Source organism: Pseudomonas helleri (assembly GCF_009600315.1).
GTDB classification, from domain to species: Bacteria; Pseudomonadota; Gammaproteobacteria; order Pseudomonadales; family Pseudomonadaceae; genus Aquipseudomonas; species Aquipseudomonas helleri_A.
The window spans coordinates 163,750-178,186 of sequence record NZ_WIWC01000006.1 but is presented as its reverse complement, the minus strand read 5'-3'; the positions used below and the strand labels follow the sequence as shown (position 1 = coordinate 178,186).

14 protein-coding genes are annotated in these 14,437 nt (G+C 56.5%); 8 read left to right on the top strand and 6 right to left on the bottom strand.

Annotated features, from left to right (window positions below; all coding sequences use genetic code 11):
• The coding region (locus tag GHN86_RS06260; protein ID WP_153386243.1) for a queuosine precursor transporter at positions 1-559 on the top strand (559 nt) is incomplete at its 5' end.
• Between the two features lie 55 nt (positions 560-614).
• Here GHN86_RS06260 and queC read toward each other — a convergent pair.
• Positions 615-1,319: a 7-cyano-7-deazaguanine synthase QueC gene (gene queC / locus GHN86_RS06255; protein ID WP_153377902.1), complete on the bottom strand. Its 705-nt coding sequence runs from the start codon at positions 1,317-1,319 to the stop codon at positions 615-617.
• Positions 1,320-1,500: 181 nt separating this feature from the next.
• Here queC and GHN86_RS06250 point away from each other — a divergent pair, with 181 nt between their 5' ends.
• Entirely contained in the window at positions 1,501-1,887 is a 387-nt protein-coding gene (locus GHN86_RS06250) for an MAPEG family protein (protein ID WP_153377903.1), read from the top strand.
• 115 nt (positions 1,888-2,002) lie between these two features.
• On the opposite strand, the gene GHN86_RS06245 is transcribed toward GHN86_RS06250, so the two are convergent.
• Positions 2,003-3,145, bottom strand: coding sequence for a murein transglycosylase A (locus tag GHN86_RS06245; protein WP_153377904.1), 1,143 nt, complete (start codon positions 3,143-3,145; stop codon positions 2,003-2,005).
• Positions 3,146-3,272: 127 nt separating this feature from the next.
• On the opposite strand from GHN86_RS06245, the gene GHN86_RS06240 reads away from it, so the two are divergent.
• Positions 3,273-3,722: a c-type cytochrome gene (locus tag GHN86_RS06240; RefSeq protein ID WP_153378033.1), complete on the top strand. Its 450-nt coding sequence runs from the start codon at positions 3,273-3,275 to the stop codon at positions 3,720-3,722.
• A gap of 135 nt (positions 3,723-3,857) precedes the next feature.
• Here GHN86_RS06240 and GHN86_RS06235 read toward each other — a convergent pair whose 3' ends face one another.
• The 4 genes from GHN86_RS06235 to GHN86_RS06220 form a co-directional block, all read right to left on the bottom strand.
• Positions 3,858-4,253, bottom strand: a complete 396-nt coding sequence (locus GHN86_RS06235) for a DUF1090 domain-containing protein (RefSeq protein ID WP_153377905.1) — start codon at positions 4,251-4,253, stop codon at positions 3,858-3,860.
• Positions 4,254-4,321: 68 nt separating this feature from the next.
• A complete protein-coding gene (ligB, locus tag GHN86_RS06230) occupies positions 4,322-5,986 on the bottom strand; it encodes an NAD-dependent DNA ligase LigB (protein ID WP_153386241.1) in 1,665 nt (554 codons plus the stop codon).
• A gap of 144 nt (positions 5,987-6,130) precedes the next feature.
• A complete protein-coding gene (metK, locus tag GHN86_RS06225; RefSeq protein ID WP_153377907.1) occupies positions 6,131-7,321 on the bottom strand; it encodes a methionine adenosyltransferase in 1,191 nt (396 codons plus the stop codon).
• A 19-nt stretch (positions 7,322-7,340) separates the two neighbouring features.
• Positions 7,341-8,336 (bottom strand): ArsR/SmtB family transcription factor, encoded by a 996-nt coding sequence (locus GHN86_RS06220; RefSeq protein WP_153377908.1) that lies wholly within the window; start codon positions 8,334-8,336, stop codon positions 7,341-7,343.
• Positions 8,337-8,597: 261 nt separating this feature from the next.
• Between GHN86_RS06220 and tkt the strand changes: the two genes are divergently transcribed.
• The 5 genes from tkt (at position 8,598) to fba (ending at position 14,427) form a co-directional block, all read left to right on the top strand.
• Positions 8,598-10,595 (top strand): transketolase, encoded by a 1,998-nt coding sequence (tkt, locus tag GHN86_RS06215; protein WP_153377909.1) that lies wholly within the window; start codon positions 8,598-8,600, stop codon positions 10,593-10,595.
• Positions 10,596-10,741: 146 nt separating this feature from the next.
• Positions 10,742-11,797 (top strand): erythrose-4-phosphate dehydrogenase, encoded by a 1,056-nt coding sequence (gene epd / locus GHN86_RS06210; RefSeq protein WP_153377910.1) that lies wholly within the window; start codon positions 10,742-10,744, stop codon positions 11,795-11,797.
• Positions 11,798-11,823: 26 nt separating this feature from the next.
• The gene (locus tag GHN86_RS06205) at positions 11,824-12,987 is read left to right on the top strand and encodes a phosphoglycerate kinase (protein ID WP_153386239.1); all 1,164 of its coding nucleotides are present in this window, start codon (positions 11,824-11,826) and stop codon (positions 12,985-12,987) included.
• Positions 12,988-13,019: 32 nt separating this feature from the next.
• The gene (locus tag GHN86_RS06200; RefSeq protein ID WP_153378034.1) at positions 13,020-13,238 is read left to right on the top strand and encodes a hypothetical protein; all 219 of its coding nucleotides are present in this window, start codon (positions 13,020-13,022) and stop codon (positions 13,236-13,238) included.
• Between the two features lie 124 nt (positions 13,239-13,362).
• Entirely contained in the window at positions 13,363-14,427 is a 1,065-nt protein-coding gene (fba, locus tag GHN86_RS06195) for a class II fructose-bisphosphate aldolase (protein WP_047278209.1), read from the top strand.
• The last annotated feature ends 10 nt before the right edge of the window (positions 14,428-14,437 follow it).

Here is a 14,437-nt window from a genome sequence, read left to right as displayed (position 1 = left end):
CGCTGAGTTCGGAATAAGACATAGGGCAGCACCGTACCGGAAAGGTCAGGTGTTGCACTCAGTTTTTGCCGCCGCCGATATATTAAATGAGTTCTATGGCCTCAGGCTTGCTAGGCGAGCTATATTGTTCGTGTTTCTCGGCAATGCTTTGGTCATCTCTATGCTTAATGGTATTGCCTATCTTCCTGGATTGCCTGGCTGGGAGCTGGATAGCCCTTATAATAAAGTTGTAAGTCATGTTTTTTCTGTATTGATAGCTTCATTGGTTGCCTTTGTAGTGTCTGAATATGTGAATACTTATTTGCTGAGTAAGATAAAAGCGCTGACCCGTTCAAGATTTTTATTTTTGCGAGTTTTTTTTAGTAGTTTTGTGGCGGCAATAATAGACAGTTTACTTTTTTGTTTTTTGGCGTTTTACGGCGTCATGGAGACCTCTGCTCTTGTGAATATGTTGATTGTTCAAATCTTCATCAAGGTAACATTTGCGTGTGTGAATGTGTTGCCTGCTTATGGCGCAAGGGCGCTTTTTAAAAGGTATGTGTTTACTGAGGGCGATTGATAATGTAATGAAGGCGGGCTTTCGGCACAGGGTGTACGTTGATAACCATTCATTTTTAAGAGCCCATGCAGAGTTTTTTATTTAAGCTGTCGCACACCGCCTGTTTATTTTTTAGGTAATCATCTAAACCTTTGGCCCGCAGCTCACACGCCGCACAGTCACCACACCCGCTCCCTATGATTCCGTTATAACAAGTCAGCGTGTGTTCGCGTATCAAATCCAACTGGTTGTAATGATCAGCCAGGGCCCACGTTTCGGCTTTGTTTAATCTCATCAACGGTGTTTCAATCTGTACGTTGTAATCCATGCCTGATTTGATCGCATGGTTAAGCGATTTGACGAATTCGTCCCGGCAGTCCGGGTAGCCAGAGAAGTCCGTTTCACACACACCTGTGATCACTGTGTGGGCTTGCACCTGATAGGCATAGATCGACGCTAAGGTCAGAAATAAAATATTGCGGCCAGGCACAAAGGTATTGGGTAAACCGTTTTCTTCTATCTGATTAACGTTCGGAACAGGTAGGTCACTGCGTGTCAGGCTGCTGACAGTTAATGCATTGAGTAGGGAAACGTCTAATACGGTATGTGACGTGATACCCAGTTGCCGCGACAACGCTAATGAAGCCTCTATCTCTGCCCGGTGGCGTTGGCCGTAATCAAACGTGATGCAATGAATGTCTTCAAAGCGTGGCATAGCATGCACTAGGCATGTTGTTGAATCTTGTCCGCCGCTAAATACGATGACAGCTTTTTTATTCATTTCGCTCGCTCGTTCGTTGCTTCAAGGGTGCTGCGATATTTATTGAGGCAGCGAGACTAATCCCCGGTTGTGGCAGGTACAAGCAAGTGGCGTTTTTCAGGAAGCTCCCGGCTGTTATAGCGATTAGTCCTACGGACTGTGCTAAAACTACGCGCACTGAAACGTTAAAAAGGAAATTCCAATGACGGTTGCCTTCTGGTGTGTATTGATTGCCCTTTGCTTGCCCTACGTGTGCACCGGCATTGCGAAATTCAGTGGGGGCAAATTCGGGCCTCGGCAAAATCACGACCCCCGATCTTTTCTTGAAACCCTGGACGGGTTTGCCAAGCGCGCTCATAGCGCTCAGCTCAACAGCTTTGAAGTGACACCCGCGTTTGCCGCGGCAGTGATCATTGCCGATATTGTGGGCAACGCCCAGCCAGTGACGATCGATGTACTGGCCGTGTTGTTTATCACCAGCCGCATGCTGTACATCATTTGCTACCTGGCCGACTGGGCGATGATGCGCTCCATTGTGTGGTTTATCGGCATGGCGCTGATTGTCAGCTTCTTCTTTGTGTCGGTGTGAATAAATGAATCTGTAGTCGCTGCCGAAGGCTGCGATAGGGCCGTAGGGCATGAATAGGGTTGCTGCGCAACCCATCGCAGCCTTTGGCAGCGACTACATCGTTCACACCCTTTTACTACTGTGGCAATGCGGCGCCTTTTGGCCACAGCAGCCAGATATTGCCCTTCTGCTTCATGTCCCCTGCGATTTGCCCGGCCTCGGGGCCGGTACCGACAAAGAAGTCGGCCCGCACTTCGCCGGCAATGGCGCCCCCGGTGTCCTGCGCAGCTACAGGGCGAACGATGGGGTGGCCGTCAGCCTGGGTCGTGGACAGCCAGAGCAAACTGCCCAGCGGGATGACTTTGCGATCCACCGCCACGCTGTAGCCCGCCGTCAGTGGAACATTCAGTGAGCCACGCGGCCCCTCGTTGCTGTCAGGGTTTTGGGTGAAGAACACGTAGCTCGGGTTGCTGGCCAGCAATTCATGTACTCGTTCTGGATGAGTCATTGCCCACGCGTGAATCGAGCCCATGGTCACATCTTCTTTTTTCAGCTCGCCCTGCTCAACCAGCCAGCGCCCAATGGGTTTATACGGATGGCCGTTCTGGTCCGCATAACCAATTCTCAACTGACGACCGTCGTCCAGTTGCACACGGCCAGAGCCTTGAATTTGCAGAAATTGCAGGTCCATCGGATCGGTCAGCCACGCTAATACAGGGGCATTCAGGCCTTTGCTATTGATGGTTTCAGCCGTGTCATACGGCTTGAGAATCCGGCCTTCAAGGCGGCCGCGCAGTCGTTTGCCCTTCAGTTCGGGGTAGATGCTGTCCAGATTAACCACCACCAGATCGGCCGGTACGCTGTAGATCGGTACATTGGCCGTTTGGGTAGGCTTCAGGCTACCGGGGTAAACCGGTTCGTAATAACCGGTGATCAACCCGTCACTGCTGCCCTCTGCTGAGCGCAGGCTGTACACATCGAGATGCGTCTGCAAAAACTGACTGATTTCAGCCACGCTCGGGCTAGCGGGCAGGTTGGCAGCATCACTGCACACGCTGCCCCAATTGGGATCGGCCTTAAGGCGGGTACAGGCACTGCGCCATGAAGCAAAGCCACTTTGCAGATCCTCACCGGTCACTTCAGGCAATGCGTTCCAGTCGGCTTTGCTGTAGGTGGTATGGGGTTCCGGTTTTGCCGTGTCTTTGTCGGTGCCGTTGCATCCGGCCAATAACAGGGCGGCGGGTAAGACCCAGGCCAACGGCTTGAAAAATAGGTTCATCAGCAAAATTCCTTCAAGGCTGCCGAGGTTAAATTCCCTTCAAGGCAACCCTATATTCAATAGGGGTATTGGTGTTTGCAGGGTGCGAGAGGATACTGGCGCCCGTTTTCTACGACGTGAAACCACTCTGATGCTTAAACGACTGCTTGTTCTAGTGCTTGCCTGCCTGACGTTATCGGCGTGTGGCGGGGTTGACCCCAATTCGCCGTTGGGCCAGCGTAAAGCGATTTTCAAACACATGCTCAGCACCAGTGAAGAACTGGGTGGCATGCTGCGAGGCCGTGTTCCGTTCGATGGCCCGCGTTTTAGCGAAGGTGCGGTCAAACTGGATGCTTTGGCTCGGGAGCCGTGGAAGCATTTCCCTGAAGTCAAAGAGTCTGACCAGACCAGCGCGACTGATGAAGTCTGGAAAAATCAGGCCCTTTTTCAGGCGTTGGCCCGACAGTTGGAAGCAGCTACCGGTGAATTGGTGGTCGCCAGTCGGGTACAGCCTTATGACCTCAGTCGCCTGTCACCCGCCGTGCAAAAAGTTGAAGACACGTGCAGCGGGTGCCACAAGGTATTTCGTAATCATTGAGAGACGCTGCAAGCAAAAGCCCCTAACCCTAGCCCTCTCAGAGGGAGAGGGGACTGATCGCACGCTGACTTGAAATCATCGCCAATCAGCTCCCTCTCCCTCCGGGAGAGGGTTGGGGTGAGGGGCCCTACCGCATTACTTATCCAGCTGATCCAACGCTTCTTGCAGTTCTTTGCGCGACTCAGCCAACTTGGTTTTGCGCTTGTCGATTTTCTCCGGATCGCCTTTTTTCATGGCTTTGTCCAGGTCTGCCTGGCGTTTGCTGACTTCGTGTTTGGCGTCCAGCACCTTGTTTTCACGCTCTTTCTTCAGACCTGCGTCGGTGCAGTGGGCCTCCACTTCGCTCAGGGCTTTTTCCAGACCCGCCACCTGGTTGCTGTTGCCGTGGGCGCGAGCTTGCTCAAGTTGTTGAGATATTTCGTGCTTCTTGGCGGCGCAACCGGTCAGTTCCGGCGCCTGTTCAGCAGCCATCAACGGTGCCGCCAGCAGGCCACACACAGTAAACAGGGCGAGGGGGGAAAGAAGTTTCATAAAGAGCTCCATGACAAAAGATGACAATAAACACGATTTAAAAGGCAATGCTGCGGGTTGAAGCGCTTCTAGTCAAAGCCGGCAATTCCCGCAGCGCGTAATTGTTCACTTAAAGCCAGTACGTTCGGGTCGTGCAAAAATTCACGCAGTTGCGCCGCACGTTGCGCTCCAATGCCCGGGTGTACCTGCCAGGCTTGTTCGTCGCGAGCGACCAGCGCTTGCCACGACTGACCCAACGGCGCATCACCGCTGGGCGGCAGACCGATGGCTTTGACCCAGCGCTCGAACGGTTGTTGCCGTGACTCCTGCAAACTGTTGAGCAGGCGGGCAATGCGGAGCTCGCCCAAGCCATCAATGTTAGCAAGCTGTGCGGCATCCAGTGTCAACCAATCCAGCAGGCGGGTGACTCGGCCTGTCTGAATCAAGCTGTTCCAGGTGCCCGGCCCGACAAATGGCAGGGCCAACCCCTTTTTACTGCTGAGCCAGTTCAACCGCGCCATAAACTGGCTCTCACACCCCGGTGTTGCTTGCCAGCAACTCAGAGTGTGGAAATTATTGGGGTCGGGTGGCAATACTTCAATGCGCTCGCTGGCGCGGATGACAACACCGTCCAATCGGGGAATGGTCAGGCCAGCAAGGCTGATTGCCACTTGATCGCCGGGGCGGATGTCCTGGCTCTGCCAGCGTTGCAGCGAACCGGCACTGATACGTTTGATGGTGCGGTCGTCGACTCGCACCGGGGTCAACTCAAGCATGGGCGTGATGCGCCCGGTACGCCCGATGTTAAAGGTGACCTTGCGCACTTGGGCCACAGCCTGCGCATGAGGGTATTTCCAGGCGGCGGCCCAGTTCGGTGGTTTTGCCTGCCAACGTTGCGCCAGAGGGCGTTGGCTTTGACGTAAAACCACGCCGTCGCTGGCAAACGGCAGCGCAGTGGTATGCCATTTTTCGCGCCAGAGTTTGGCCTGTTCGAAATGCTCGATGGACTGGCTGTACGTCAGGCTGTCAGCAAAGCCCAGCGTGCCCAAAAGGTGCAGTCGTTCAGCTTGCGTACCTTGGCCTTCAGGCCAGTCCCAGACAAACAGGCCAATGCCTTGACCTTGTTCGGCACTCAGGTGCTGGCGTGCCATAAGGCCCGCCACGGTGCTGCGGGCATTGATGCTGCCTGCAACTGCCTGAATATGGCCGGGCAAGCGCCAGCACAGTTCGCCTTGCAGCACGATGTCCACAGGCTGCGGCAACTGTTGCGGGATGGCGCTGATAGAGCGGGCCGAGCGCTCCCAGTTTTGACCCTGCACGCCATCGCCCCGGCTGATGACCTGTTGCAAACGCCCTTGGCGATAGACCAGCGTCACGGCCACACCATCCACTTTGGGTTGAATCCACAGATCCTGTCGGCCTTTTAGCCAGTCTTTTACCGCCTTGTCATCCGCCAGTTTAGCCAGACCGGTTTGCACCACCGGGTGAGTCACTGGCCCGCCTGCTGTGAGCAATGGGTTATCCACAGGCAACTCTTTGAAGCAGCTTTGCCACTGTTCAAATCGCGTACGTGAAGCGTCGTAAACCGCATCGCTGACCTGGGATATGCCGAGGCGGTGATAGCTGTCGTCCCAACTTTCAAGCTGTTGTTGCAGTGCTTGGTAGGCCGACTTGTCGGGGCATGGTTGTGCCTGCGTGTGAAAGGTTAGAACGGCGAGCAAGAGCCCGCAGAGAAGAGAAAGTCTGGTCAGCATCATGAGCGTCCTTGCCCGGAGTGAACGCTTAAGGCTAGTGAAAGGTTTTTGACGCGGACGGGGACTGCATTACGCCGTATTTCGGGCGCATGAAAAAGCCCCGGACAGTCGCCTGTCCGGGGCTTTTGGGTGCAGCAGGGTTACTTACAAGCCAGCCGCAGAGCGCAGCTCTTCAGCGCGGTCGGTGCGCTCCCACGTGAACGTGGTGAAGGTGTCATTGCCCACTGTATTGGTTTGCGGCGTGCGACCGAAGTGGCCGTAGGCTGCGGTTTCCTGATACATCGGGTGCAGCAGATCCAGCATGGTGGTGATGGCGTATGGACGCAGGTCGAATACGTCACGTACCAGCTTGATGATTTTCTCGTCAGAGATTTTGCCGGTACCAAAGGTGTTCAACGAAATCGAAGTCGGTTGAGCGACGCCGATAGCGTAGGAAACCTGAATCTCGCAGCGCTCAGCCAGACCGGCTGCCACGATGTTCTTGGCTACGTAACGACCAGCGTAGGCGGCCGAACGGTCAACCTTCGATGGGTCCTTGCCGGAGAACGCGCCACCACCGTGACGGGCCATGCCGCCGTAGGTGTCGACGATGATCTTGCGGCCGGTCAGGCCGCAGTCGCCTACCGGGCCACCGATGATGAACTGGCCGGTCGGGTTGATGTGGAACTGGGTGTCTTTGTGCAGCAGTTCAGCAGGCAGCACGTGTTTGACGATCAGCTCCATCACGCCTTCGCGCAAGTCTTTGTTGGAGACTTCCGGGTTGTGTTGGGTCGACAGCACGATGGCGTCGATGGCTACAACCTTGCCGCCTTCATAACGGCAAGTCACCTGGGACTTGGCGTCCGGACGCAGCCAAGGCAGCAGGCCGGATTTACGGGCTTCAGCCTGGCGCTGAACCAGTTGGTGCGAGAAAGTGATCGGTGCTGGCATCAGCACGTCGGTTTCGTTGCTGGCGTAGCCGAACATCAGGCCCTGGTCGCCGGCGCCCTGATCTTCAGGTTTGGCACGGTCAACACCTTGGTTGATGTCAGGCGATTGCTTGCCGATGATGTTCATCACGCCGCAGGTTGCGCCGTCGAAGCCCACGTCGGAACTGGTGTAGCCGATGTCAGTGATCACATCACGAACGATCTGTTCCAGGTCAACCCAGGCCGACGTGGTGACTTCGCCGGCGATGATGGCTACGCCGGTTTTCACCAGAGTTTCGCACGCCACACGGGCGAACTTGTCTTCGGCAATGATAGCGTCCAGCACCGCATCAGAAATCTGGTCGGCGATTTTGTCCGGATGCCCTTCAGACACGGACTCGGAGGTGAAAAGGGAGTATTCGCTCATCTCGACGGTTTCCTAATATTTACCGATGGTGAGTGTCGCCAGTTGGCCGCTGAAAGTGGCGGACCTGAATCTGGAAACCATTACGTAAGCCTATATAAAGGCTTTCCCCGGGAACGAGTCCCGCAGCGGTGGCCCAACGGGCCAGATCATCTTGTTCAAAACCAAGCCAAAGGTCGCCGCAGGCTTCGCGGGCCCACGCCTGATTATGGCTACACAACTCTGTTACCAGCAGGCTACCGCCAGGATGCAGCAGGTTGGCCAGTTGCCTGAGTGCTTCGGCCGGTGCGGCGAAATGGTGCAAGACCATGTTCACAACGACGCAATCGGCGTGGATCTGTGCATCCTGCAACGCGTCGGCCAGGATCAGGCTGACGTTCTTCAAACACTCGCGTTCACATAGCTGGCGGGCCAGCTCAAGCATCACAGGGCTGTTGTCCAGTGCCGTGACCTGATGAAAGCGACGGGCCAGATCGGGCAAGAAACTGCCGTCCCCGGGGCCCACTTCCAGGGCCGTGGCCACTGGGTTGAAGCTCAGTTTGTCCAACAAGGCCAGAACGCTATCCCGGTACTGTGGCAAACCTGCGATCAAATCCTGTTGAGCGCGAAATTTTTCGGCGATGCGCGAGAAAAAATCCTGACTGGCCGCTGCCCGTTGGCTGTGTACGGCACTAATGCGTGCGAGGACGTCGGCAGGCAGGGTCAGATTGTCGACTTCTTCGAGCAGGGCCGCGTGCAGTTTGCCGCCCAACTGGTCCGTGTGGGGCAGGGCGCGACGGTAAAAAATCGCGTTGCCTTCGCGTCGAGTTGCCACCAGCCCGGCCTGGGACAACACCTTGAGGTGATGGCTCATGCCGGACTGGCCGGTTGCAAAAATGTGTGTCAGTTCCAGCACGCCGAACGAATCGTTGGCCAGTGCACGCAGTACATTCAGTCGTAACGGGTCGCCACCGGCCTTGCACAGGGCGGAAAGCTCATCGCAATCGTCATGACGGATTGAAGGTACGCGTAGGTTCATGGGGCCGCAGTCTAGTTACCCGGTTCGCCGCTCGCAAGTTCAATATCAAAACTTTTTGATATTGATGGGTAGAGGGCGCGTTTGTCGGGTTACGTGAGTGAAATAACGAAATGAAATGTCCGATCCTTAACAGGTGGAACGGTTAAGCACAGGAAAAACGCCTCAAGCGACTATCTGTCATTGCCCAGCGGCAGTGGGTGAGGGAAAATGCTCGCCTTTTTTCCGTTCCGTTTTATTTATTAAATACCCAGGAGAACAGCGATGCCCAGCCGTCGTGAGCGTGCCAACGCCATTCGTGCACTCAGCATGGATGCCGTGCAAAAAGCCAACAGCGGCCATCCAGGTGCCCCTATGGGTATGGCGGATATCGCCGAAGTACTGTGGCGCGATTATCTGAAGCACAACCCGAGCAACCCGTCGTTCGCTGACCGTGACCGCTTCGTGCTGTCCAACGGCCACGGTTCGATGTTGATCTACTCGTTGTTGCACCTGACCGGCTATGACCTGTCGATTGACGATCTGAAAAGCTTCCGCCAGTTGCACAGCCGTACCCCGGGTCACCCGGAACTGGGCTACACCCCGGGCGTTGAAACCACCACGGGCCCATTGGGTCAGGGCTTTGCCAATGCTGTGGGCTTTGCCCTGGCAGAAAAAGTCATGGGTGCGCAGTTCAACCGTCCAGGCCACGACATCGTCGATCACCACACCTATGTGTTCATGGGTGATGGCTGCATGATGGAAGGCATTTCCCACGAAGTAGGCTCGTTGGCCGGCACCTTGGGTTTGAGCAAACTGATTGCTTTCTACGATGACAACGGCATCTCCATCGACGGTGAAGTGGAAGGCTGGTTCACCGACGACACGCCTAAGCGTTTTGAAGCTTACAACTGGCAAGTGATCCGCAACGTAGACGGCCACGATCCGGAAGAAATCAAAACCGCCATCGAAACTGCACGCAAAAGCGATAAACCAACGCTGATCTGCTGCAAAACCACAATCGGTTTTGGTTCGCCGAACAAGCAGGGCAAGGAAGATTGCCACGGTGCTCCACTGGGCAACGACGAAATCGCCCTGACCCGTACAGCGCTTAACTGGAACCACGGTCCTTTTGAAATCCCGGCTGATATCTACGCCGAATGGGATGCCAAACAAGCCGGTGCTGCGGTTGAGTCCGAGTGGGACAAGCGTTTCGCTGCCTACGCGGCCGAATTCCCTGAGCTGGCGGCTGAGTTGTCCCGCCGTCTGAGCGGTAAACTGCCGGCTGACTTTGATGCCAAGGCCACTGCCTACATCAATGAAGTGGCGGCCAAAGGCGAGACCATCGCCAGCCGTAAAGCCAGCCAGAACACCCTGAACGCTTTTGGCCCGCTGTTGCCAGAGCTGCTGGGCGGCTCGGCTGACCTGGCCGGTTCCAACCTGACCCTGTGGAAAGGCTGCAAAGGCGTTTCGGCGCAAGACGCCAGCGGTAACTACATGTACTACGGCGTACGTGAGTTCGGCATGAGCGCCATCATGAACGGCGTAGCCGGTCACGGCGGTCTGCTGCCATACGGCGCAACCTTCCTGATGTTCATGGAATACGCTCGTAACGCTATCCGCATGTCGGCTCTGATGAAGCAGCGTGTGATCTATGTGTTCACCCACGACTCCATCGGTCTGGGCGAAGACGGCCCGACGCACCAGCCGGTTGAACAACTGACCAGCCTGCGTACGACGCCGAACCTGGACACCTGGCGTCCAGCCGACGCGGTGGAATCCGCAGCGGCCTGGAAGTTCGCACTGGAGCGCAACGACGGTCCGTCCGCGTTGATCTTCTCGCGTCAGAACCTGAACCACCAAACCCGTGATGCCGGTCAAATTGCCGACATCAACCGCGGTGGTTACGTGCTCAAGGACTGTGCAGGCGAGCCTGAACTGATCCTGATCTCGGCCGGTTCCGAAGTGGGTCTGACCGTTCAGGCTTGGGAAAAGCTGACCGAACAAGGTCGCAAGGTGCGTGTTGTCTCCATGCCTTGCACCAGCGTTTATGAGGCTCAGGACGCAGGCTACAAGCAGTCGGTTCTGCCGCTGCAAGTCAGCGCCCGTATTGCCATCGAAGCGTCCCACGCTGACTACTGGTACAAGTACGTGGGTCTGGAAGGTCGCGTGATCGGCATGACCACCTACGGCGAGTCGGCGCCTGCGCCGGCGTTGTTCGAAGAGTTCGGTTTCACTCTGGAAAACATCCTGGGTCAGGCTGAAGAGCTGCTGGAAGACTAAAGTAAGCCGCGGTGGCCCTTGGCCGCCGCGTTCCCCGTAGTCGCTGCCGCAGGCTGCGAAGGGCCGCAGGGTCCTCAAGAAACGGGTTGCTGAGCAACCCTTCGCAGCCTGTGGCAGCGACTACAGGTTTTGAATAAGAGAACCCCATGCCTGAACCGCGTCCTTACAAAGTTGCACTCAACGGCTATGGCCGAATTGGCCGTTGCGTCTTGCGTGCATTGTTTGAGCGAGGGGCTGCTGCCGGGTTTGAAATTGTTGCACTCAATGATTTGGCCGATATGGCCAGTCTCGAATATTTGACGCGTTTCGACTCCACTCACGGCCGGTTTCCGGGCGAGATACGGATCGAAGGCGACTGCCTGCATATCAATGGCGACTGCGTGAAAGTGTTCCGCAGTGCCACTCCTGAGGGGATCGACTGGGCCTCGTTGGGCGTTGATCTGGTGCTGGAATGCTCCGGCGCTTACAACACCCGCACCGATGGTCAGCGTTTTCTCGACGCCGGGGCACCTGCTGTCTTGTTTTCGCAACCGATGAGCAGTGAGGCGGATGTTGACGCCACCATCGTGTTTGGCGTGAACCAGCACAGCCTGTCGGGCCAGGAGCGTCTAATCTCCAACGCGTCCTGCACCACCAACTGCGGCGTACCGCTGTTGCGTTTGCTGGATCAGGCGTTCGGTCTGGAATACGTGTCGATCACCACCATTCACTCGGCGATGAACGATCAGCCGGTGATTGATGCTTACCACGATGAAGACCTTCGTCGCACGCGCTCGGCGTTTCAGTCAGTAATTCCGGTGTCTACGGGCCTGGCTAAAGGCATTGAGCGTTTGTTGCCGGAACTTGCTGGCCGAATTCAGGCCAAAGCCGTACGGGTACCGACCTTGAATGTGTCGTGCCTGGACATCACCCTGATCACGGCGCGCGACACTGACGCCGCAGAAGTTAACCGCGTACTGCGCGAGGCGGCTACTAGCGGCCCGCTCAAAGGCTTGTTGGCGTATACCGAATTGCCGCACGCCAGTTGTGATTTCAACCATGACCCGCATTCGGCGATTGTTGATGCCAGCCAGACCCGTGTTTCCGGCCCCCGGCTGGTAAACCTGCTGGCGTGGTTCGACAACGAATGGGGATTTGCCAATCGAATGATCGATGTGGCAGAGCACTATTTGCACGTTACTCAACCCCAATCTGCTCCATAACATTAGAAACTCAGGAATTGCGACCCATGACCGTGTTGAAGATGACCGACCTCGATCTGCAAGGTAAACGCGTACTGATTCGCGAAGACCTCAACGTCCCGGTCAAGGACGGTGTAGTCACCAGCGATGCACGCATCCTTGCTTCGCTGCCGACCATCAAGTTGGCGTTGGAAAAAGGCGCAGCGGTCATGGTCTGCTCGCATTTGGGGCGCCCGACTGAAGGTGAGTTCTCGGCCGATAACAGCCTCAAGCCAGTGGCTGATTACCTGAGCAAAGCCTTGGAGCGCGAAGTGCCGTTGGTGAGTGATTACCTCAATGGCGTTGACGTAAAGCCCGGCGACATCGTGCTGTTCGAGAACGTGCGCTTCAACAAGGGCGAAAAGAAAAACGCTGATGAACTGGCCAAGCAATACGCGGCCCTGTGCGACGTGTTTGTGATGGACGCTTTCGGCACGGCTCACCGCGCTGAAGGCTCGACCCATGGCGTAGCCAAGTTCGCCAAGGTGGCCGCTGCAGGCCCACTGCTGGCGGCTGAACTGGATGCGCTGGGCAAGGCGCTGGGTGCCCCGGCCAAGCCGATGGCTGCCATTGTTGCCGGCTCCAAAGTGTCGACCAAGCTCGACGTGTTGAACAGCCTGAGCCAGATCTGCGACCTGCTGATTGTGGGTGGCGGTATCGCCAACACGTTCCTCGCCGCGGCCGGTCACCCGGTGGGCAAATCGCTGTACGAACCGGACTTGCTGGACACCGCCCGCGCCATCGCGGCCAAGGTCAACGTGCCGTTGCCTGTTGACGTGGTGGTCGCCAAGGAATTTGCCGAAACCGCCGCCGCCACCGTGAAGTTGGTCGCTGATGTGGCCGAAGACGACATGATTCTGGACATTGGCCCGCAAACCGCGGCCAACTTCGCTGAGCTGTTGAAGTCCTCGAAAACGATTCTGTGGAACGGCCCGGTGGGCGTGTTCGAGTTCGACCAGTTCGGTAACGGCACTAAAGTATTGGCCCATGCCATCGCTGACAGCTCGGCATTCTCTATTGCGGGCGGTGGCGACACCTTGGCCGCGATCGACAAATACGGTGTGGCTGATCAAATTTCCTACATTTCTACCGGCGGCGGTGCGTTCCTTGAGTTCGTTGAAGGCAAAGTGCTGCCTGCCGTTGAAGTGCTGGAAAGCCGCGCTAAAGGTTGAATGTGATGCAGGCCCTGAGAGGAAGCATGGATATGGTCAAGGTGTTACCGCTGTTAATGATTGCGGGCTTTTTGGCCGGTTGCGCCGGTTCACCTGAACCGTCGCCCGAAGCGGCTACGCCCGAAGAGAGCGGCTGCTACCAGGCAGACTGGCAGGCGCAGAGCGTGCCATTGGTCAACAAGCGCTCAGGGCCTGAAGCGCTGGAAAAATACGAGACACCCCAACCTTCCAAAGAGCGCGGGTGCCCGTAACAGTTACGGGCCAAATGGAATACACGCAGAGCGGCTAACCCCCGATCTGCAATAACTTGAATAGCAGCCGCCGCTACGGCAGGCTTGCACGATTAACGACCCTCGTCCGGGAGAGATACGTACCATGGCACTTATTAGCATGCGCCAGATGTTGGACCACGCCGCCGAATTCGGTTACGGCGTTCCAGCTTTCAACGTCAACAACCTTGAGCAGATGCGCGCCATCATGGAAGCCGCTGACAAGACTGACTCCCCGGTGATCGTTCAGGCTTCGGCCGGTGCGCGCAAGTACGCTGGAGCTCCTTTCCTGCGCCACTTGATCCTGGCTGCCATCGAAGAATTCCCGCATATTCCGGTGTGCATGCACCAGGATCACGGCACCAGCCCTGACGTGTGCCAACGCTCCATCCAACTGGGCTTCAGCTCGGTGATGATGGACGGCTCGCTGGGCGAAGACGGCAAGACCCCGACTGACTACGACTACAACGTACGTGTGACGCAGCAAACCGTTGCTCTGGCCCACGCGTGCGGTGTGTCGGTTGAAGGCGAGCTGGGTTGCCTGGGCTCTCTGGAAACCGGCATGGCTGGCGAAGAAGACGGTATCGGTGCTGAAGGCGTTCTGGATCACAGCCAGATGCTGACCGACCCGGAAGAAGCCGCTGACTTCGTCAAGCGCACTCAAGTGGATGCCCTGGCCATTGCCATCGGTACGTCCCACGGCGCTTACAAGTTCACCAAGCCGCCTACCGGCGACGTGTTGGCCATCGACCGTATCAAGGAAATCCACAAGCGCATTCCGAATACTCACCTGGTGATGCACGGTTCGTCGTCGGTGCCGCAAGAGTGGCTGAAGATCATCAACGAATACGGCGGTGACATCAAAGAAACCTACGGTGTGCCGGTCGAAGAAATCGTCGAAGGCATCAAGCACGGCGTGCGCAAGGTCAACATCGACACTGACTTGCGCCTGGCATCGACCGGCGCCATGCGCCGTCTGATGGCCACCAACCCAAGCGAGTTCGACCCGCGCAAATTCTTCGGCGCAACCGTAACTGCCATGCGTGACGTGTGTATCGCTCGTTATGAAGCGTTCGGCACCGCAGGTAATGCTTCGAAGATCAAGCCGATCTCCCTCGAAGCCATGTACCAGCGTTACCTCAAAGGTGAGCTGAACGCCAAGGTCAACTAAGACCTGACGC

What these genes read in the sequence shown, in the direction of transcription:
- fba (WP_047278209.1), top strand. Translation starts at nt 13,363, where the DNA reads ATGGCACTTATTAGCATGCGCCAGATGTTGGACCACGCCGCCGAATTC.
- ligB (WP_153386241.1), bottom strand. Translation starts at nt 5,986, where the DNA reads ATGCTGACCAGACTTTCTCTTCTCTGCGGGCTCTTGCTCGCCGTTCTA.
- epd (WP_153377910.1), top strand. Translation starts at nt 10,742, where the DNA reads ATGCCTGAACCGCGTCCTTACAAAGTTGCACTCAACGGCTATGGCCGA.
- GHN86_RS06200 (WP_153378034.1), top strand. Translation starts at nt 13,020, where the DNA reads ATGGTCAAGGTGTTACCGCTGTTAATGATTGCGGGCTTTTTGGCCGGT.
- GHN86_RS06235 (WP_153377905.1), bottom strand. Translation starts at nt 4,253, where the DNA reads ATGAAACTTCTTTCCCCCCTCGCCCTGTTTACTGTGTGTGGCCTGCTG.
- GHN86_RS06220 (WP_153377908.1), bottom strand. Translation starts at nt 8,336, where the DNA reads ATGAACCTACGCGTACCTTCAATCCGTCATGACGATTGCGATGAGCTT.
- GHN86_RS06250 (WP_153377903.1), top strand. Translation starts at nt 1,501, where the DNA reads ATGACGGTTGCCTTCTGGTGTGTATTGATTGCCCTTTGCTTGCCCTAC.
- queC (WP_153377902.1), bottom strand. Translation starts at nt 1,319, where the DNA reads ATGAATAAAAAAGCTGTCATCGTATTTAGCGGCGGACAAGATTCAACA.
- GHN86_RS06205 (WP_153386239.1), top strand. Translation starts at nt 11,824, where the DNA reads ATGACCGTGTTGAAGATGACCGACCTCGATCTGCAAGGTAAACGCGTA.
- tkt (WP_153377909.1), top strand. Translation starts at nt 8,598, where the DNA reads ATGCCCAGCCGTCGTGAGCGTGCCAACGCCATTCGTGCACTCAGCATG.
- GHN86_RS06245 (WP_153377904.1), bottom strand. Translation starts at nt 3,145, where the DNA reads ATGAACCTATTTTTCAAGCCGTTGGCCTGGGTCTTACCCGCCGCCCTG.
- metK (WP_153377907.1), bottom strand. Translation starts at nt 7,321, where the DNA reads ATGAGCGAATACTCCCTTTTCACCTCCGAGTCCGTGTCTGAAGGGCAT.